Annotated in this window: 19 protein-coding genes; 9 read left to right on the top strand and 10 right to left on the bottom strand. The window is 45.9% G+C overall.

The features are described 5' to 3' along the window. The first annotated feature begins 144 nt into the window (after nt 1–144). Entirely contained in the window at nt 145–945 is an 801-nt protein-coding gene (locus tag QUA56_RS03015; protein ID WP_333353023.1) for an SDR family oxidoreductase, read from the top strand. A gap of 240 nt (nt 946–1,185) precedes the next feature. Here the strand turns inward: QUA56_RS03015 and QUA56_RS03010 are convergent, their stop codons facing one another. Next, entirely contained in the window at nt 1,186–1,995 is an 810-nt protein-coding gene (locus QUA56_RS03010; protein ID WP_333353021.1) for a calcium-binding protein, read from the bottom strand. Nucleotides 1,996–2,201: 206 nt separating this feature from the next. Between QUA56_RS03010 and QUA56_RS03005 the strand changes: the two genes are divergently transcribed. Continuing rightward, nucleotides 2,202–3,182, top strand: coding sequence for an ATP-binding cassette domain-containing protein (locus tag QUA56_RS03005; RefSeq protein ID WP_333353018.1), 981 nt, complete (start codon nt 2,202–2,204; stop codon nt 3,180–3,182). Nucleotides 3,183–3,584: 402 nt separating this feature from the next. After that, entirely contained in the window at nt 3,585–4,373 is a 789-nt protein-coding gene (locus tag QUA56_RS03000) for an ABC-2 family transporter protein (RefSeq protein WP_333353015.1), read from the top strand. A gap of 85 nt (nt 4,374–4,458) precedes the next feature. Here QUA56_RS03000 and QUA56_RS02995 read toward each other — a convergent pair whose 3' ends face one another. From QUA56_RS02995 to QUA56_RS02980, 4 genes are all read right to left on the bottom strand, one after another. Then, nucleotides 4,459–4,647 carry a hypothetical protein gene (locus QUA56_RS02995; RefSeq protein ID WP_333353012.1) on the bottom strand — a complete coding sequence of 63 codons (189 nt, stop codon included), beginning with the start codon at nt 4,645–4,647 and terminating at the stop codon, nt 4,459–4,461. Between the two features lie 900 nt (nt 4,648–5,547). Continuing rightward, nucleotides 5,548–6,705, bottom strand: coding sequence for a DUF6745 domain-containing protein (locus tag QUA56_RS02990; protein ID WP_333353009.1), 1,158 nt, complete (start codon nt 6,703–6,705; stop codon nt 5,548–5,550). Continuing rightward, on the bottom strand, nt 6,692–6,985 hold the full coding sequence (locus QUA56_RS02985; protein ID WP_333353006.1) for a hypothetical protein: 294 nt from the start codon (nt 6,983–6,985) through the stop codon (nt 6,692–6,694). The genes QUA56_RS02990 and QUA56_RS02985 overlap by 14 nt, the downstream gene beginning before the upstream one ends. A 645-nt stretch (nt 6,986–7,630) precedes the next feature. Then, complete coding sequence (locus QUA56_RS02980) at nt 7,631–10,462, bottom strand: diguanylate cyclase domain-containing protein (protein ID WP_333353003.1); 2,832 nt, start codon at nt 10,460–10,462, stop codon at nt 7,631–7,633. A gap of 558 nt (nt 10,463–11,020) precedes the next feature. Between QUA56_RS02980 and QUA56_RS02975 the strand changes: the two genes are divergently transcribed. From QUA56_RS02975 to QUA56_RS02950, 6 genes are all read left to right on the top strand, one after another. Continuing rightward, nucleotides 11,021–11,701: a class I SAM-dependent methyltransferase gene (locus QUA56_RS02975; RefSeq protein WP_333352999.1), complete on the top strand. Its 681-nt coding sequence runs from the start codon at nt 11,021–11,023 to the stop codon at nt 11,699–11,701. A gap of 220 nt (nt 11,702–11,921) precedes the next feature. Continuing rightward, nucleotides 11,922–12,371, top strand: coding sequence for an SMI1/KNR4 family protein (locus tag QUA56_RS02970; protein ID WP_333353286.1), 450 nt, complete (start codon nt 11,922–11,924; stop codon nt 12,369–12,371). 1 nt (nt 12,372) lies between these two features. Further along, nucleotides 12,373–12,918, top strand: coding sequence for an RNA 2'-phosphotransferase (locus tag QUA56_RS02965; RefSeq protein ID WP_333352996.1), 546 nt, complete (start codon nt 12,373–12,375; stop codon nt 12,916–12,918). A 70-nt stretch (nt 12,919–12,988) separates the two neighbouring features. Next, nucleotides 12,989–14,197: an AAA family ATPase gene (locus tag QUA56_RS02960; RefSeq protein ID WP_333352993.1), complete on the top strand. Its 1,209-nt coding sequence runs from the start codon at nt 12,989–12,991 to the stop codon at nt 14,195–14,197. Between the two features lie 265 nt (nt 14,198–14,462). After that, the gene (locus QUA56_RS02955; RefSeq protein WP_333352990.1) at nt 14,463–16,673 is read left to right on the top strand and encodes a PAS domain S-box protein; all 2,211 of its coding nucleotides are present in this window, start codon (nt 14,463–14,465) and stop codon (nt 16,671–16,673) included. Between the two features lie 244 nt (nt 16,674–16,917). Further along, entirely contained in the window at nt 16,918–17,211 is a 294-nt protein-coding gene (locus QUA56_RS02950) for a TIGR03792 family protein (protein WP_333352987.1), read from the top strand. 25 nt (nt 17,212–17,236) lie between these two features. Here QUA56_RS02950 and QUA56_RS02945 read toward each other — a convergent pair whose 3' ends face one another. The 5 genes from QUA56_RS02945 to QUA56_RS02925 form a co-directional block, all read right to left on the bottom strand. Continuing rightward, complete coding sequence (locus QUA56_RS02945; protein ID WP_333352984.1) at nt 17,237–17,665, bottom strand: type II toxin-antitoxin system VapC family toxin; 429 nt, start codon at nt 17,663–17,665, stop codon at nt 17,237–17,239. A gap of 12 nt (nt 17,666–17,677) precedes the next feature. Continuing rightward, complete coding sequence (locus QUA56_RS02940; RefSeq protein ID WP_333352981.1) at nt 17,678–18,040, bottom strand: hypothetical protein; 363 nt, start codon at nt 18,038–18,040, stop codon at nt 17,678–17,680. 152 nt (nt 18,041–18,192) lie between these two features. Beyond that, nucleotides 18,193–18,573, bottom strand: a complete 381-nt coding sequence (locus tag QUA56_RS02935) for a type II toxin-antitoxin system VapC family toxin (RefSeq protein ID WP_333352978.1) — start codon at nt 18,571–18,573, stop codon at nt 18,193–18,195. Between the two features lies 1 nt (nt 18,574). Next, nucleotides 18,575–18,796, bottom strand: coding sequence for a type II toxin-antitoxin system VapB family antitoxin (gene vapB / locus QUA56_RS02930; protein ID WP_106150059.1), 222 nt, complete (start codon nt 18,794–18,796; stop codon nt 18,575–18,577). Between the two features lie 60 nt (nt 18,797–18,856). Further along, on the bottom strand, nt 18,857–19,105 hold the full coding sequence (locus QUA56_RS02925) for a hypothetical protein (RefSeq protein WP_333352975.1): 249 nt from the start codon (nt 19,103–19,105) through the stop codon (nt 18,857–18,859). Nucleotides 19,106–19,120: the final 15 nt, after the last annotated feature.

Raw genomic sequence — 19,120 nt, 5'->3', positions numbered from 1 at the left:
TTAAAAAAGCCCTATCGCGAATTATTAAAAATTAGTATAATTAAGAAAAACTATTTATATAGAGTGAGCCAAAAAGCACCTTACCTCTGTTAGAGTTTCAAGAGCGCAGGAAACGATTTCCCCACTTACAATTTATAACTATCTATGGCTCCTACAGTTTTGATTACAGGGGCTTCTCAAGGAAGCGGCAAAGCAACAGCAATTTTATTTGCAAGTAAAGGTTACGATGTAGTGATGGTGGCCCGCCAGCCAGAGAGATTGGCGGCGGCAGCGGCTCAAGTGCAGCGTGAAGGCACTTCCGCTGTCGCTATTCCGGGGGATGTTGGCGACATTCAACAAGTGCGCGCGATCGTCCAAAAAGCCCTAGATGCCTGCGGCAGCATTGATGTTTTGGTTAACAATGCCGGCATTTGTCTCGCGGGGGCGATCGAGCACACTACCTTTGAAGACTGGCAGCAATTAATGAATACCAATTTTTGGGGCTGCGTTAACACAATTCAAGAAATTTTGCCACATTTTCTGGAACGAAAAACTGGGACAATAGTCAATGTTGGTTCCATTGGCGGCAAAATGCCTTTGCCTCAAATGACTGCTTATTGCGCCAGCAAATATGCAGTAACGGGTTTAACAGAAACTTTGCGATTGGAATTAGCGCCTCAAGGCATTCACGTTTGTGCCGTGCATCCGGGCTTGATTAACAGCGATTTTTTAGAAAGAACTCAATTTCGCGATCGAGACGAACCCGCAGTCGAATTGCGCCGCCAGAAAATGAGCCAAATGCTAAAATCTGACTGGGCAAATCAGCCGGAAGATATTGCTCGAGCTATCTGGGATGCTGTGAAAAATCAGCGTGCAGAAGTTACCGTCGGCCCTGCTTTTTTGGCGTCGGAAGCTTATCGGTTGTTCCCCGGTTTGATGCAGTGGGCAATGGCAAAGGGAAAGTGATCATCCTAATTGGTAATTGACAGATAATGCGACAATAAGTAGGGTGCGTCAGCTACCGCGATCTTCGCCAAAAACCAACAATCTCAGAACTGACGCACCTGAGAATAAATGGTGCGTCAAAACTATACTTTCCATGCTTTTTCAGAATCTAAAACCTGACGCACCCTACCACTGAGTTAGTTTTTTTTGTGGAACGGGCATCTTGCCCGTTCTTGAGAGATAATTAATCAACTAGCTGCTTCAAAGCAAAGAATTAGCACTAATAAAACGGCCGTTTAAATCGGCTGGGGTCACGTTCAACACAGTACCCAACAAAGCATTAGTAAAACCGAATCTAATATTAGTAGCTTCCACGCGGCCGTTGCCATCGGGATCGAGACTTTGCCGCGAGATCCCGCCCTTGGCTAACAAACTCGTTCCCCCCGCTATAGTTCCAGGATCGATCAGCAGCAGTCTCGGATCGTTTAAGCTATAATTTACCTGTTCCAATGAGATATTGCTGCTGGTAAATGCCACACTAATTCCAATCGAATCGCTAGACTTATCAAAATCCACAATTACCGCGTCAGGAACTTCAATGCCAGCTACTCTGATTCCCGCTAGATCGACTCTAAAAACAAAGAGATCGCTCCCCCCACCACCTTGGTAAATATCTACATCTTTGTCGCCAATTAAAGTATCGTTGCCGTCACTGCCAACTAACAAATCAACACCTTGTCCACCGCGCAGAAAATCATTTCCGGCACCCCCATCAATGAAATCGCTATTTCTCTCTCCTGTCAAGAAATCGTCGCCAATTTCTCCCAAAACATCGTCATCATCTTTGCCGCCGTAAATAGAATCACTGCCGACACCGCCTAACAGACTGTCTTTACCATCGTTGCCGAAAATTCGTTCTGCATCTGACGATCCCCTGACAGTATCATTGCCGCCCAGCATCCAAACTCCCCCAGGAAAACTAGCAAGTTGTCCTGGTGCCAGTGTAATATTTTCAGGAGAATTGTCTCCTACCAAACGAGAGATGTCTGAATTATCTGGGGTGAGTACCATAGTTGTATAGTTGTAAAGTTTGTGCGATGCGATCGTGGATATTTTGCCATATTCTACAGCTTAGTAGGGTGCGCCCGAACACAGTTACTTTCTCACTCGCGATCGAGCAATCGTTGGCGCACCCTACTAGACAGCTAGATCGCTCCATCTTGGCACAAGCCTGATGGAAGTATCATAGATTAAAATAAAAGTTAAAATTTGAGCCGATGCCAATTATCTTAGTTGAAGACTTGAGCAAAGTTTATCCAGTAGCGATTAAAGAACCGGGACTTAAAGGAACAGTGCGGCACTTTTTTAACCGCACTTACCGCAATGTCAAAGCTGTTGAGGGCGTTTCTTTCAGTATTGAACCGGGGGAAGTGGTGGGGTTTCTCGGCGCTAACGGTGCGGGCAAAACTACGACGCTGAAAATGCTGACTGGTTTGATTTATCCGTCGGCTGGTACTGTGAGAGTGTGCGATCGCACTCCTTTCCGTCGCCAAGCAGATTTTCTGCAAAGAATCACGTTAGTGATGGGGCAGAAACAGCAGTTAATTTGGGATTTACCCGTGCTTGATTCTCTGCGAATCAATGCCGCTGTCTACGGCATTTCCGATACAGATTATCGGCGGCGAGTCGGAGAATTGACAGAGATGCTGTCACTAGAAGGCAAGTTAAATCAGGCGGTACGCAAGCTGTCTTTGGGCGAACGCATGAAAGCTGAATTGATGGCAGCACTACTGCACCAGCCGGAGGTATTATTTTTAGATGAACCGACTTTAGGTTTGGATATAAACGCACAGTTTAGCGTCAGGCAATTTCTGCGAGAATATAACGATCGCTATCAAGCAACGGTGCTGTTGACGAGCCATTACATGGCTGACATTACTGCTTTGTGCAAGCGCGTTTTGTTGATCCATGAAGGGCAATTAGTTTATGATGGCAGTTTGGACGGATTGCTCGACAGGTTTGCACCTTATCGGGAAGTTCAGGTAGAATTAGCCCATCCGCTGGCAAAAGATAGCGCTTTTGCTTACGGGGAGGTAGAATCAATTGAGGGACAATCAGTGCGGTTTTTGGTCAAAAGGGAAGAGCTTACGGTGAGCGTGGCGAAGATTTTGGCGGAGTTAGAAGTGATAGATTTGACTGTTACCGATCCGCCAATTGAAGAGGTAATCGGTCGAGTTTTTCGCACGGGAAAAGTGTAAGGTTTTTTGGCTCAGCTAATTCTCTATAACAGGCAAGATGCCTGTTCCACTATAGTTATAATAGTTATAAAGTAGAACAGGCAAGATGCCTGTTCCACTAGAGATTTAGTGTTTTTGTGGAACGGGCTTCTAGCCAGTTGCTAACCCCAAAAAACAGGCAAGATGCCTGTTCCACTAGAGATTCAGTGTTTTTGTGGAACGGGCTTCTAGCCAGTTGCTAACCCCAAAAAACAGGCAAGATGCCTGTTCCACTAGAGATTTAATGTTTTTGTGGAACAGGCTTCTAGCCCGTTGCTAACCCCAAAAAACAGGCAAGATGCCTGTTCCACTAGAGATTCAGTGTTTTTGTGGAACGGGCTTCTAGCCCGTTGCTAACACCTAAAAATTAACTCTAAAATTGATATGAACAAAATTTTTAGAATTGCTAAAACTTTGCTAGTTACCTACTACGCTTATATGCTCGAATACCGGGCAGAATTGTTGTTGTGGGCGCTGTCGGGAGCTTTGCCATTTATCTTGATGGGTGTCTGGATGCAGGCGGCAGAAACTGGTCAATTTGGGCTGAATTCCCTCGACTTTGCCCGTTATTTTTTAGCCACTTTCATTGTCAGGCAAATAAATGTAGTTTGGGTAATTTGGGAGTTTGAAAAGGAAGTAGTGCAAGGCAGGCTATCTAATAGATTGTTGCAGCCTCTCGATCCCGTATGGCACCACTTCTTATCTCACGTTTCCGAAAGGTTTGCGAGGCTGCCGTTTGTATTCGGATTGGTGTTGCTGTTTTTTGCACTTTACCCGCAATCTTTTTGGCTGCCGAGTTTGGGCAGGTTTTTGCTGTTTTTGTTGGTTGTCGTCTTGGCTTTTTGCTTGCGGTTCCTGATCCAGTATACTTTTGCACTGTTTGCTTTTTGGCTGGAAAGGGCAAGCGCGATCGAACAATTTTGGCAGTTGATGTACCTGTTTTTATCGGGAGTTATCGCGCCGCTAGAAGTGTTTCCCGCACCCGTGCGCGAAGTGGTTTTGTGGACGCCGTTTCCTTATTTGATTCATTTTCCCGCTTCCATCTTGATCGGATTACCCGTAGATGTGGGTCGCGGTTTGTTGATGATGCTGGGTTGGGGTGCGGTGTTTTTTGTGTGGAATCGCTGGCTTTGGCGGCAGGGTTTAAAGCAGTATTCGGGCATGGGAGCGTGAACTACCCAGCGCTGATGCTATCGCATAAAACGTGGGCTTCTGTTTTCGCGGGGGAGTGCCTCTGATTGGACTTAGGAATGAAAAATTAATAACTTGATTGCTTAGTGAGTTGAGGTACGGCTCGATAGTTCCATTTGGGTAAATATTCATCAAAAACAATTTTCAGATTTTTCTGGAAATCATCAGTCACCTTTCGACCAATTTTATAGATTTGATCGACCACATTTACCACCCACATTCCGCAGATTTGGCTCGGATGACTGAGAGTTTTCATACATTCCCCGCAGCCCCAAGAAACCTGCCGATTGTTTCTGGTTTTAGTATCATTATTCTCTGAATTTGCCGCTCAATAAGAAAGTTGAATTGACAGTTTTTTTCTCATACAGCATATTCGGTGGTTCATGAAGTACAGTATCCGCCTTAATTATGTGGTGTTAATCAGTAGGGTGCGTCGCTGCTTCATATTTGATAAAACTTACAGATTTTTGAGGGCGACGCACCTTACACGGGCGATCTCAAGATTGTGTGTACCGCATATACATGGAATATGGTGTATATTCCAATACGCTTGGGATCGGACACTCATGGAGACAAAACCCTGTGAAAAATAGATACTGCGTTGGCGAAGCCTGCCCTTCGGGCTTATGCTTCGCCCAAAGCTGGCAATGACAAAAAAACATTAACCCAAGCGTATTGGGGTATAAGGGCTGCAACCCTTATTGGCTCTATCTCCTAGACCTCTTTGTCACCCCCCAGCAAGAGCGCAAAAAATTTCCGTAATATCATGCGCGGGATGAGCGGTATTGCATAAAACATCTCCTGATGGGGCTAATTCCTTAAAATGCCTATCTGTTATACCAATTCTCGCCTCCAGAAAGCAACAATGATAAGTGTGGGTTTGTTTGCGATCGCCTGATCTCCGGGTGCGTCGCTCAAAGATTGTGGATATTCTTTAATATTTACGGGTGGCGACGCACCCTACAAATACTGTTGCATGAGTTTTGAGAATTAGTATTAGTTTGAGTGGTTGCTCGCGATCGCCTGCATCTAAACCCCAGCATACTCTATCTGTATGTAGGATAGTTCCTCGCGATCGCCCGCGTCGAACTCACGTGACTTTAGCTTTGAGCCTGGGGTTTAAACCCCAGGCGGGCTTGTGGGTAATGACAAATCTTTAAGTTTGCACGCTAAAGTCCTCTGGATCGATATCCCAATTTACCCAACGAATTGCTTCTTGAGCCGTTAGCGAAGCCCTCGAAGAGGATCGCACATCAGGTGGCACTCGCAAAGCGTGAATAAATCCGGTGCTCGGACAGGTCATTTTTAACAAAATAACTGGTAATGGCTTCCCATCGGTGTCTAAATCGTCCTTAAAATCAATTTTTAACAGGGTATATTCCTGCCATGTATCTAACTCTGTAGCTTCTAATTCTTGACAAATGCGATCGTAACCAATGCCCTGAATTAATGCGCGCCGAACTTCCGCATTATGTTCCTTTAACGCCCACTGAGACTGCCACTGGTGCGGGTACAAATTGCCGTACCATTCGGGTAAAATCACGCCGTGGTAGGCGTAAATCGAAAAACCGTCGGCAAATTGTACGGCTGGTGTACCTTCGGCGTGCAAGCGGTAGTCGCTGTCAACGCAAAGGGCGATCGGCTTTTCGCACACAATACAAAATTTTTCATATGGATAAATCCAGCCGCAATCCCGGACAATCGATTGAAAAACAATCCAATTTCTGCCGTAAGAATGAGGTAAATTTAGAACGGAAATGCAAAAATCTAACAAACTACCATAACAAGCCCACAATTCTGGGTGAATGCAATTATTGAGTTGTTCTCCTAATGTTTTCCAGTAGATTTCTTTACTCAGAGTCCCGCTCAAATGTTGTGAAGATTTCCGATAAATTTCTCTATCTAATTGCTCGCAGAGAGATGTCCATAGTTGCCTTTGCAGTGCATTGTAAAGTTGATTTTCTAGTTGACTTGGCAGTTGTCTTTGCAGTTGGCTTTCAAGTTCGCTGCGTAGATAACTCCGCAGTTGTTTTTCTAATTCGCCGCGCAGTTTTGTCTCGAATTGACTCCGCAGTAGGCTCCTGGGATTGTCTGCGTGACTGAGGATTAGATCGGCAGCTTGGTAGGGGCGATCGCAAAAAATTATTTCCGGTGGTTTTTTGCCCATTATCGCGTAAGCCGCTTTAATTGTTTCCGCAGCTTGCGAGCGATTTATCGGCCCAGGGGAGAGAGCAATTTCTCTCCACTTATCCCGATAAACTGGAATCAGAGCCTCTTGTGCTGGCGTCAGTTTTTTAACCTTAGTCTGTGACATACCTCCAACCTTGGGGTTCGTATTCCCGCTGAATTCGCACCCTCCAATTACCTTCGGGAATTGCGATCGCATGGTGTTCTTCGTGACTCAATAAAGCTGTCGGCGAAAGCACCCGCAAGTACAGAGTGCCGTCTTTTTCGTACAGTTCAGCTTGTCCCTCAATAATCTGGTGAGAATGTCCGGTGACTTCACCTTCGGCGAGAGTTAGGTGAGGTTTTTTTTCTCCTTGGATTTGCGGTACGGGGGTGAGAATTACGTCGCCTTGTCGGATGGGTTGCATAGGTTTTTTCTCTATTTTGTTTGCTGGTGTCGATCGAGCTTTCCGACCGCAACTCTATACTACATAGGTAATACACGGTCGTCAAGAGCGATCGACCGACACCATATTCCATAAATGTTTGCTGCACTGACAGGCGTTATGTTCGAGCGTGAAAGTGCGATCGGAAACAGAAATGCTATAATAGATGCCAGTTTCGAGAAAGTTTTAGATTTGAATGCCTACCTACGCGCAGCTAGAGGGTTTGTATCGATGTCTTTTTCAACAAAGTAGTCGATCGGCAAGCTTGCAATCATTCTGCTGAAGACTTCGTGTTTTTGCGAGACTGACAATATTTCTACCTCACCTTTGAAATAAAACAATCTGATGCCGGGGGAGTTAGAAAAGCCCTGCTGAATTGTTTAAATTGTTGCCAGCTAATCTCGGAGTGGACTAGCCTTTGGTCTTTAGGCTTATCTAATGTTAATGTCATGAGACGACCTGCTATAATTATTCTGTTGCTATTAGAAATAAGTTAAGTTTTTAGTCAGGACTTTAGTGCTTCTTAAGTCTGATTTAAGGACGGAAGTCCTTAATCAGAACCTATTTTTGTAAGATATTTAGTTTTTCCAATTCGCTCGGAGCGAACTGACTAAGGACTAATGACTATTATCCTTCAAATGCGGCAACCGAAACCCGATCGCGCCCTGCTTTTTTTGCCCGATAAAGCGCCTCATCGGCGATCGCAATTAGCGTCCCTGGCTGGGACATTGGCGCCGGAATGCAGCAAGCTACACCCAAACTCAGCGTCACGTATTCGCTGACAGCAGACTTAGCGTGAACTATCTGCAAATCCCGCACCTTTTGGCCGATCATTTCAGCTACGCAAGCCGCACCTTCAATATCCGTATTCGGCAAAACTACTGCAAACTCTTCTCCACCGTAACGCGCTACTAAATCTGCCGATCGCTTTACAGAATTCTGGAGAACCGCCGCCACTTCCCGCAAACATTCATCCCCCGCTTGGTGCCCGTAAGTATCGTTGTAAAGTTTGAAATAATCGATATCGCACATAACCAAAGACAGCGGTGCTTGTTCCCTCGCCAAACGCCGCCATTCCGTATCGAGATATTCATTAAAAGAGTGGCGGTTTCTTACCTCAGTCAAACTGTCGTAAGTTGCCAAATACTGCAAGGCTCGATTCACCGTTTCTAACTGCCGTTTCTGCTCCTGCAACTGACGGTTGAGCGCCGCCAATTGCTGTTCGGCTGCGTGGGTTCTGAGTAAATTTCTCACCCTCGCCAGCAGTTCCCTCTCGTCAAAAGGCTTTGAAATATAATCGTCAGCACCCGCATCCAAACTTTCGATCCGAGCTTCCATCCCCGATCGCGCTGTCAAAAAGATTACCGGAGTCGAACTCAATTCCGGCGTGTTCCGAATCTCCTTGAGCAAATCCAATCCGTTTTGTCGGGGCATGATTTGGTCGCTAACAATCAAATTTGGCTGCAAATTTTTGGCTTTTTCTAAACCTTCAACCCCGTCACTCGCCACGGCAACTCGATAGTACGGACTCAATAAAGTTTGGAGGTAAGCCAGCAGAAAATTGTTGTCTTCTACTAGCAGCAACAGTGGTAATTCTCGGCTGTCAGATGTTGATTGTTCCCAATTGTTTTTGTCGTCCAAACTATTAGAGTCCGGCATCGGGGCGATCGCACCCATCGCCCGGAAATTTCCCGCGTCCCACTCTCGGGAGCCGAATCCAGTCAGTCCGGCCAATTGGGCGATCGCACTCACCAACTGATTCGCTTCCACCGGCTTCGACAAATGCCTCTGAAACCCCGCCTCCAGCGCCGATGCCGAATCTTCTTCCCGGATGCCTCCCGTCAGCGCCACCGCCGGTAGCTGTTCCCTTTGCTCGGACATTTCCATTGCTCTGATCCGGCGGATCAAATCGCAGCCGTCTGCTCCCGACACCGCCATATCGCTCACCAACACGTCGGGCCGCGACTGTTCCAACTCGGCCATTGCTTCGCCGGCGCTACCAACCGCTGTTACCTTGGCTCCAAATGCTTCGAGGCCAGTTTTCAGAAATTCCCGGATCTCGGCGCTGCTTTCCACCACCAGAACTTGCTTTCCCGCTAGGGGTTTAGAAACCGATCCGGGTCTGCTTTCGATTTGGGCGATCGCAGCAGTGCGATCGTCGGGTACATTTTTGTTGGCGATCGGTAGGTGCACCTCAAACGTCGCTCCCTGAGCGATACCGGAACTCGCAGCCGAAATAGTTCCTCCGTGCAGTTCCACCAACTGCCACACAATTGAGAGCCCCAGGCCAAGCCGGTGCTGTTCCTTGGTCTGGAAGCTATCTGTCGAGCGGAAGTAGTCAAAGATGTGCGGCAGAAATTTGGAGTCGATCCCGCAACCGGTGTCGCTGACGCGAATCAGCGCCCCGGACGCAGTAGACTCGATCTGTATTTGGACTAGCCCAGGGGCGGATTCCGGGGTAAATTTGATGGCGTTAGCAAGCAAGTTCCAGACTATTTGCTGCAAGCGTTCTGCATCTGCCAAAATGTAGCCGACGGCGGGGTCGAAATGTGTTTCTACCCGGATGTTTTTGGCATCGGCGGCGGGACGGAGGGTGTCAATCGCAGATTCTATCAGAGACGGGAGGTGAACCCGGCCGATGTTCAGGCGCACTTTCCCCCGCAGCAGCCGCGAGAGGTCGAGGAGATTGTCTATTTGCCGATTTTGCAATCTGGCGTTGCGCTCGATGATTTCCAAAGCGCGGTTGGTGGTGGCTTCGTTTAACTTGCGCGATCGAGCTAGCTGCACCCATCCCAAAATCGCGCTCAGGGGCGATCGCAGTTCGTGGGAGGCGATCGCCAGAAATTCGTCTTTTGCCCGGCTGGCTTCGGCTTGGGCTGCTTCAACGACTTTGCGATTGGTGATGTCGAATCCGATCGCCAAATACTGACAGGGTTTTCCCTTGCTGTCCAACAGCGGAACTACTGCTGCGTACACCCAATAATCGCTGCCATTCTTAGATTGGTTCTTAATTTCTCCTTGCCAAACTTCACTTTTGGTAACGGTTGACCGCAGATTTTTGATTAATTCTGAAGACTTATATTCCGAATGGAGGATGCCGAAGTGGCAGCCGATCAGTTCGGGGCGGGAATAGTTGGAGATGGAGCAAACTCGATCGCTGACGTAGTTGATAATTCCTCGCCCGTCCGTCCTCACCGCCAGTGCCGATCTGTCGATCGCTTCTTTAAAATCTAAACATTCTTGCAGCGACGAATCTAGTTCTTTTGTCGTAGAAATTTGACCTGAACGATCGGGCGCGTTCGGTTGCTGGCTATCGGCCTGATGCTTGCTCCGCTGTTGGATTTCCATTGCTTCTATTTTCCCCTGACGGCTGACACCTAATCTACTCGCATCCTGATTTATTATCGCTGTTTTTCCCCGTGCCAGCGGGTGCAATATTTTGTATTTCTTCATTATCATGATAAATCCCCAGGCAGCACATCTACTCGGCAGTCAACTCAAATTTTATTTACTGTTGAGCTAAATTTTGTCAATCTGAGGACATAGTTTCTCAGATTTTCCCGATCGGGCGCTGGGTAATACCCTTTTAGATTTTCGATTTTCGATTTTCGATTTTAGGATGGCGAATGACTGATGAATTGAGGGTGTGGAGCACGGCCCTACAGTTGCATTCTTGTTTTAAATTGGTATAATAAACGTCAACATTTTTCTCACAATTACCCTCCGCATCTGGCACCAAATTTCTGCTTCCGCAGGCTTTCGGGTCTCCGGCATTCTCCCTAATTTCCACTCAACAAGATATATGTGCAGGGCTTGACAATTCCCAAATCATTAGCGGGTTTGGGCGAACAAAGTCCGTGTCTTGCGATCGTCCCCAACTTCTGTTAAATTATTTTATTCTACATCTTGACACCTCTGCATACTTTTTGTATTATAAACTGTAATACAACCTCGAATGAGAGAGCAGCCCAACTGCATTGACGCACTCAACTATTAACAATTTGAGGAAAATGAGCTGTGAATTTAGACAAGGTACGCGAGCAATTTGAACAAAGAGCATTTGATTATGATGGTTTAATTCCCAGCCTCATTCCACGCTATCGCGAGCAACACGATTTAATATTGCAGTTAATCCCTTTTCAAACTAATGCTAACATAAAAGTCCTGGATTTAGGCGCAGGAACGGGCATACTGTCAGCTCTGATTTTGCAAGGATTTCCGCAAGCAAATGTCGCAGCCTTTGACATCGCGGAAAATATGCTGAAAATTTGCCAAACTAATTTGTCCGCTTTCCAAAAACGGCTGACCTTGCAGCAGGGAAACTTCGCCGAAGATGATTTCGGCAGCGGTTACGATTTAGTAGTTTCTGGGTTGGCAATTCACCACCTAGATAGCGAAGGGAAACAAAAACTTTTTCACAAACTTTTCGACTCCATGAATCCAGGGGGAATCTTGCTAATTCGAGATATTGTGACAGGTGCTACCCCCAGGCTGACTGAGCAATACGAACAGTTGTGGCGGCAGTACATGAAAGCTAACGGAGAAGACGATGCAGCCTGGTTTCAAAAGTATCTCGACGAAGATATTCCCTCCTCTGTGGAAGAGCAGACAAAGTGGCTTGCAGAAGCGGGTTTTACAGACGCAGGATGTCACTGGCGCTATCTAAATTTTGCTATTTTTGGCGGAGTTAAGAAGTGAATGCAACTGGTGAAGCTTCGTTAGGATATATCTGCGATTGCGACAAAAATTTTAACCGATCGAATTCTGTAAATATGCCATAAATTAACGTTACACTATCATAAAAACCATCTGGAATCGCATTGACTCTTGGCTTGCTGCTAATGCGCCATAAATCCTGAACAATCTGCAACCGGGAGCAACCCATGAAGCTATCAAAGCTGCAGAACTATTTTTATAAATCGAGTTTCCTGAAGATGTAAAAGCATCTTACCGCATTCATAACGGTCAGTTTGAAGAGAGATATTCAATAATGCCATACTGGCAGTTTCTTTGTTTAGAAGGAATGATAGGAGAGTGGAATTCTTGGAAAGAATTACTGGATGCAGGCGACTTTAATGAAGAAGATGGCAATGATTGTGGCTGCGCTTCAGATGGACTGATTCGGACAGAATTGTGGTGGAATCCGAAATGGATTCCGATCGTTTCCGACCTCAGCGGCGACAGTCTTTGTGTGGATTTAGATCCAGCAGCAGGAGGTCAAGTTGGGCAAATTATTTTTATGTGCCACGATGATGCTTACAGAGGCTTTATTGCTAAAAGTTTGCAAGAATGGTTAGAACAGTTAGCCACAGATTTAGAAACTGGTAAATATATTTTTGAGAAAAAAAGACTTTATTTGAAAAAATAAAATGAATAACTCACGCTTAGTCAAAATTAGCAAATACCTCAGCCGACACCTGCGACACGCCCCGGATCGCATCGGCATTCAACTCGCTCCAGGCGGCTGGGTTCCTGTTAGCGAACTCCTCGCTGCGTGCCAAAAAAATAACTTTCCAGTTCAGCTTGCAGAACTCAAAGAAGTAGTTGCCGAAAATGACAAACAGCGCTTTTCATTCGACGAAACGGGCACTCTAATTCGTGCCAACCAAGGACACAGCGTAAAGGTTGAGTTGCAGTTAGAACCCGCTGTTCCCCCGGATATTTTATATCACGGAACAGGTAGCACTGCCGTCGAGTCTATTCTCAGTCAAGGAATTAGGAAAATGTCGCGGCATCACGTTCATTTGTCGGTGAATATCCAGACGGCGCGCCAAGTAGGTGCAAGACACGGCATCCCGGCAGTCTTTACTGTAGATGCCGCAGCCATGCAAGGCGACGGCTATATATTTTACTGCTCGGTCAACAAAGTTTGGCTAGTAGATTTTGTGCCGCCCAATTATCTCAAACTCAGTTGAGAAATTCCTGTTTTTTGTGTGAATTGTGCGCGAAATATTTTAGAATTATAGTAACTAGGAGTTTCAGAAAATGAGTGCGGAACATATGGGCGATCGCGAAAACAATTACAATCAAAATAACCCTCAAAATCGAGGACTGCTCGGCTCTGGCTGGCGACCTCTCTACCGTCAATTTGATTTGGAACACCTGCTGCACTTAGCATCTAGCGACCCATTTGAACTAGCTCAAAAAAGTTTAGATGCAGCTAGCGACATTGCAGACGCAATGGGACGACACCAATATACCTGGTGGGCAAATATTTTAAATGTATTTTCGGAAAATACTCGCTACGAAATCGATGAATTTTGGGATTACATTACTCCGCAGCCAGTTTACCCTGATTACCGCTACAAAGACGTTTTAATTACCGAAACGCCTGTGGTGCAATTGGTCAGCCGCGCTAGCATTCCCATCGACTACGTTCTCAACAAACTTCAAGAGATTACTGTTTTTAAAGTTCTCGATTTGCTGGGAAAACCGGATGCGATTACCCAGTTTTTTATGGAGCGGCATTTTTCTTATCCCCCGGAGCGGTTTGTTAGCTGGGAACGCTTAGAAGTTTTGGGTACTGTTTACGCTCATTGGGCCGGATTCGGCTGCTGGCTGCAAATTGACAGCTACGACAGGGGAAGACGCTGCTACACTCTGATTTCTAAAGATATTGCGCCGCTGGTTAGCAAGGCAACTTACAATTTAGCGGTGATTCTGGGCGGGTACAAAAGCCGCGTCGGACAGGTTCACAGTCAGTTCCCGATTCGGACGTTTTCTGCGGAAGTTCAAAGTTTTACCGATACAGTTCAGCAGGCAATTCTGGATCAAAATCAGTTGGCTGTTTTGGTTAGCGGTGAACCGGGTACGGGCAAAACTGCTTGGACGCAAGCGGTAGCAAAGGAAATTTTAGTGCCGCTGGGTTATGTAATTTTTATCTTGGATCACGATGCTGTGGAAAATTTTGTGCCGCCTAGTTATTTGGAGCGGATTTGTATTATTATCAATGAAGCTGATAATTTGGCTCAAGATCGATCGACCGCAGAGGCCCAACGCACTAACAAAACTGAACACATTTTGAGTTTGCTCGACGGAACGTTGTATCAAAGCGTCATTGACGAACACGGCATTCAATTTCAGCAAAAGCTCGTAGTGTTAATGACTTGCAACACGACTGAAAGATTAGATCCTGCAATGTTGCGGAAAGGGAGAGTGGATTTTACCCGTGAATTTACACACAAATTTGTTTGAGCGAACTCTTAAATTCTAGAGCAATCTCGGCGATCGCACTGGCTGCACTACCTCAAATACCAAACAATCGCGAGGAAATGTTCTGAATCTCAAAGTTTGGGGAAAAATGTATTGAGTACCTATAGACACATCCCCATCAAAAATGATATCACTGATGGGTGATACCCTCTAAGGGTATCACCCGAGAGAACAAATCAGGAGAACAGCATTTTTGGTCTCAAACAGACTTTTTCAAACTCAACAGCTATGGAGGAAATCCCAAACCGTGCAAACTAAGCCAGTTCAGAAAAAAAGTCAGGGACTGGGAAGGTACGCCGACGGGACAATCCCGATCGCCCACCAACAACCCGCAGAGGCAGCCGTGTTCGAGAGTAAAGAGCGATTTCGGCGGTTTGTGGAGCGCTCCGCCGACGCCGTAGCAATGGTAGACTGTGAAATGCGCTATCTGTCGGTTTCTCGTCGCTGGGAAACAGATTGCGGGTTGGATGGCGGCGAGGCGATCGGCCGGTCTCATTGGGAACTGTTCCCGAATCTCCCCGAATATTGGCAGCAAAATGCTCGGGCTTGTTTGGCTGGTGTTTTGGAATACAGCGAGTTTGTAGTAGGGCGATCGACCCCATCTGTAGCAGGACAAATCGGAGGCGCAGTCAGCGCGTCGGTAAAATGGGTATTTCGACCTTGGAAAAATAGCGAAGGTGCGATCGGCGGTTTGATCCTGTTTGCCTCTGAGATAGCTGAGGAGCTCGCTGAAACAAATTGCTATAATAAATTTCAGTCCGAGGTCAAAAGCAAGCAGTTAGAAACAAGACCGCAAGTAATTCAAATTGCCCTCGAAAATGCTGCTGATACAGTTTTTTTTACTACCTCCGACGGTGAAATTTGCTACGCAAACAAAGCCGCTTGCCATCTTTTGGGCTACTCGGAATCGGAACTGCTAAACCTGACAGTTACCGACATCGATTCGCAGTTGTCAGCATCGGATTGGCCCGAGCACTGGGCTCAACTCAAGCAGCAAAACAACCTCACTTTTGAAACCTGTTACACAACCCAAGACGGCGCCACTTTTCCGGTCGAAGTTAAAGTCAATTATTTAGAATACGGCGGCTGCGAATACCGCTGCGCGATCGCCCGCGACATTTCCGCTCGCCAAGCAGCAGAATCAGCCCTTTTAGAAGCGAAAGAGCAACTTCAAGCCGTTTTGGACGCCGTGCCCGGATTAGTTTCTTGGGTAAGTTCCGATTTGCGCTATTTGGGAGTAAATCGACATTTAGCTACCGCCTACCAAATGCCTGCCGAAGTATTTAGCGGTCAAAAAGTAGGTTTTTTAGAGACAAGTCCCAAATTTAACGATTTAGTATACGATTTTTTTGCCAACCCTGAAAAGAAGACATCTCAAGAAGTCACAGCGAGCATCAGAGGCGAAAATAAAACTTATTTAATTGTCGCTCAAAAATATCAAAAAAGTACGGCTGCGGTATTTGTGGGAGTAGACATTACAGCAAGCAAACAGTCTCTTGTGGCTTTGCAGGAATCCGAAGAGCGCCTGCGGCAGCAAGCGACGAAATTAGAGCAGACTTTGTTAGTTTTGCAGCGAACTCAAACTCAACTGATTCAAACAGAAAAGATGTCATCTCTGGGGCAGTTGGTTGCAGGAATAGCGCACGAAATTAACAATCCAGTTAGTTTTATTTCCGGCAATGTCAGCCACGCCACCGGCTACATTCAAGAACTGCTGCAGTCGATCGAGCTTTACCAAAAGTATTATCCGCAGCCCGTCCAGGAAATTCAAGATTGGATGGAAGAATTAGACTTAGAATTCATCAAAAAAGACTTGCCGAAATTGCTAAATTCAATGAAAGTGGGTTCGGAAAGGATTCGGGATGTCGTGCGATCGCTCCGCTTGTTCTCGCGTACCGACGAAGCCCAAATGAAGACCGCAGATATCCACCAATGTTTGGACAGCACTTTGCTGATCTTGCAAAATCGCCTGCAAGCTAAAGGGGGACGCCCGGGAATTTCTCTAGTCAAAGAATACGGGGATTTGCCGCGAGTCCGCTGCTATGCCGGACAGTTAAATCAAGTGTTCATGCACTTGTTGACAAATGCGATCGACGCTTTGGAAGAAGGGGGGAGAAATCCCGAAAAGTACGGTACAATGGAAGATCGGTCTTTCTTGTCTTCGGGCGGCTCGGGAGCTAAAATATTCAATCCCGAAATTCGGATTCGCACGTCCGTGGTAGGGGAAAGCGAAGTTGCGATCGCCATTAGCGACAACGGCCCTGGGATGACGGAAGAAGTCCTCGGCTGCATCTTTGACCCTTTGTTTACCACTAAATCTCCCGACACGAGGACTGGCTTGGGTCTAGCAATATCCCAGCATTTAGTAGTAGAAAAGCACGGTGGTAAGTTGCACTGTGTTTCTCTTCCGGGACAGGGAACTGAGTTGATCGTTAAAATTGCGATCGGTAACGATTAATTGACTTCACTCAAAGATGGAGACAATCTCCCGCCAAAAGTCGCCCAGAGCGAAAATTTTAGATATTAGTTTAACAAGACTTATGCAGAACCTAATTATGTAGGGTGCACTGCAGAAGCTCACCTTACCGCTATAAGTAGCGCGTAAAACATTTTTTTTCGTAACTCCTGTTTCAGCGCCCAGAGCGCTGCTGCAGAGTCAATTTTACAATCAAAAATCGACTGAGTTACAAGGGGAAAATAATATGATAATTGAGTGGTTGAGATTTAAAGTACCTCCCGAAAAGTGGGAGGCGTTTATTCGGCGAGATGAAGAAGTTTGGACGGCCGGACTAAGAAATTTCCCAGGTTATTTGGGCAAAGAAATTTGGGTGGATGCGGTAGAAAATGAGGTGGTGATTTTGATTCGCTGGGAAACTAGGAAGCAGTGGAAATCGGTTCCGCAAAGCACAATAGATGAGTTGGATAACCAAATGGGCGATTTGCAAATTGCGATCGCCGAAAGTCGCGAATATCAAGTTCGCAAGTTTTTGCATTAGTTAGTCAGCAGTCATTAGTTAGGAGTTAGGAATCAAGCGTCCAATCTTCGATCGAAAGTCCCGGAACTTGACAAAATTCTCGTTGATTGCGGGTGACAACGGTAGCACCGACAGACAAAGCAATGGCTGCAATCCGCATATCTTTTTGCAGGCGATTTTTCCGCAGGGGCGGGTTATCTTTTAACAGTTTCTTGAGACAAGTATCAGCTTCCGGTGTAAAGTCCAGTACCTTAATAGTTTGGAGATATTTTACAGTTGTCCAAAGTTTTGAATAGAGTGCAGGTAGATTATGCAGCAGGGACGGATCGTTAATCTTGCCAACCCAGCCATTGAAGAGTTCTTGAACTGTGACAATCGTGACAGCAACCTGATACTTTGTCGCGTTAGCGGTGACATGGGGATGATTGTAGAGAATCAGTGAAACGCAATCCGTATCCAGAATATATCGAGACACAAAAAGCCACCTCTACAGGTAATAGGAAGGATCGACTTCTGAGTCATCATCTGAGGTTCGTTCGGCGCGAATAGATTCCATAATTGCCACAAAATCGGCATCGTCTTTAAACACACCTGCAAATTTCATCCAGGTTGGTTCTGAAGCTTTAATCGGCACGTTCCATGAAATCGCTTCTATATTTTTGAGCCGTTCTAAAAAGGTAGCTTGAATTTGTGCGATCGCCGCTTCTCGTGTTTCTGCTTTCACTTGACAGTCGGGAAACTCTCTGACAGATGCCGCAACTTCCCCGGATGTGAGTGATTCTAGCAGCAGCGTCACCTTGAGGTTGCTGAAGGGATCGGACTGCGGTAACTCTAGGTCGATCGTGTTCATTTTTGAAAGACTAATTATGGGTTTACTTTTATTGTACCGCAGACATCGATTTGGTATTTGGTGCGAGGGGCGATCGCTCTCGGTACAATCATCGCAGTGTTTGGTATTTGGTGTGAGGGGCGATCGCAAGTATAAACTTTATGCCTTGTTTATCACCACACCCGCTGAATTGGATAAGCATCAAAAGCCTCATCACGACTAATCAAAACAAGCGAATGATTCATCGTCTGTGCTACCAGAATGCGATCGAAAGGATCTCGGTGATGCAGGGGAAGACCTGCGTAAATCTCAGTGTCTTCAAATGTAATTGGTAGAATTTGAGCGTTAATGTATTGCAATTCCTTCGGAAGGTCTTCTAATGGTCGATTCAGTTGAAGCTTACCGACATTAATTTTAATGGAGATTTCCCACAGGCTGGCAATACTAAAATACAAACCTGTTTTAGTATCGATCGCTTCTTTTGCTTTACTACCTAGATTGGAATCGCCAAGCAAATACCACAGAAAGGCATGAGTATCTAAAAGGCATTCCATCTTACATATATTCCTTTAAATCTTCTAGCGGTTCATCGAAATCATCAGACATGACGATTTGACCGGCCCAACTACCATAACCATGAGGTTGTTCAAGTTGTTCTGGAGATGATTCAGTTTTGGCGTGTTTCTCAAGTAAATATTTTGCATAATGCAATATCTCTTGTTTGAGAGATTCTGGCATCTTGACGACAGTTTGAAAAATCTGTAGATCGATAGTCATGATTTTTGTACAATTTTTACTATATCATACTTACTCATTATACTGTAATTGCAGTGATGGTCATAGGGTGTGCAGGAGTTCTTGACTTATGGGCGATCGCTCTTTCATTTTACGCGATCGGTCATCAGAAACAAGAAAGGGCGATCGCTCTTGATGCGTGTAAGGGCGATCGTTCTCGGTAAAATCATCGCAGTGTTGGGTATTTGGTGTGAAGGGCGATCGATCAATCCCTTCCTCTACACCTATAGCAAGTCTGTCGTCTAGATACAGGTGAGTTATAATGATAAATATGCTAAGATTAAGAGACAAATAGTTAATATGTAA

Origin of the sequence: Microcoleus sp. N3A4 (assembly GCF_036701805.1) — a bacterium.
Classification (GTDB): domain Bacteria; phylum Cyanobacteriota; class Cyanobacteriia; order Cyanobacteriales; family Microcoleaceae; genus Microcoleus.
This window is presented reverse-complemented; position numbering and strand designations above follow the sequence as displayed.

Bases quoted from the DNA above. Each gene is read 5' to 3' on its own strand.
- QUA56_RS03015 (WP_333353023.1), top strand. From the start codon at position 145: ATGGCTCCTACAGTTTTGATTACAGGGGCTTCTCAAGGAAGCGGCAAA.
- QUA56_RS03010 (WP_333353021.1), bottom strand. From the start codon at position 1,995: ATGGTACTCACCCCAGATAATTCAGACATCTCTCGTTTGGTAGGAGAC.
- QUA56_RS03005 (WP_333353018.1), top strand. From the start codon at position 2,202: ATGCCAATTATCTTAGTTGAAGACTTGAGCAAAGTTTATCCAGTAGCG.
- QUA56_RS03000 (WP_333353015.1), top strand. From the start codon at position 3,585: ATGAACAAAATTTTTAGAATTGCTAAAACTTTGCTAGTTACCTACTAC.
- QUA56_RS02995 (WP_333353012.1), bottom strand. From the start codon at position 4,647: ATGAAAACTCTCAGTCATCCGAGCCAAATCTGCGGAATGTGGGTGGTA.
- QUA56_RS02990 (WP_333353009.1), bottom strand. From the start codon at position 6,705: ATGTCACAGACTAAGGTTAAAAAACTGACGCCAGCACAAGAGGCTCTG.
- QUA56_RS02985 (WP_333353006.1), bottom strand. From the start codon at position 6,985: ATGCAACCCATCCGACAAGGCGACGTAATTCTCACCCCCGTACCGCAA.
- QUA56_RS02980 (WP_333353003.1), bottom strand. From the start codon at position 10,462: ATGATAATGAAGAAATACAAAATATTGCACCCGCTGGCACGGGGAAAA.
- QUA56_RS02965 (WP_333352996.1), top strand. From the start codon at position 12,373: ATGAATAACTCACGCTTAGTCAAAATTAGCAAATACCTCAGCCGACAC.
- QUA56_RS02960 (WP_333352993.1), top strand. From the start codon at position 12,989: ATGAGTGCGGAACATATGGGCGATCGCGAAAACAATTACAATCAAAAT.
- QUA56_RS02950 (WP_333352987.1), top strand. From the start codon at position 16,918: ATGATAATTGAGTGGTTGAGATTTAAAGTACCTCCCGAAAAGTGGGAG.
- QUA56_RS02940 (WP_333352981.1), bottom strand. From the start codon at position 18,040: ATGAACACGATCGACCTAGAGTTACCGCAGTCCGATCCCTTCAGCAAC.
- QUA56_RS02935 (WP_333352978.1), bottom strand. From the start codon at position 18,573: ATGGAATGCCTTTTAGATACTCATGCCTTTCTGTGGTATTTGCTTGGC.
- vapB (WP_106150059.1), bottom strand. From the start codon at position 18,796: ATGACTATCGATCTACAGATTTTTCAAACTGTCGTCAAGATGCCAGAA.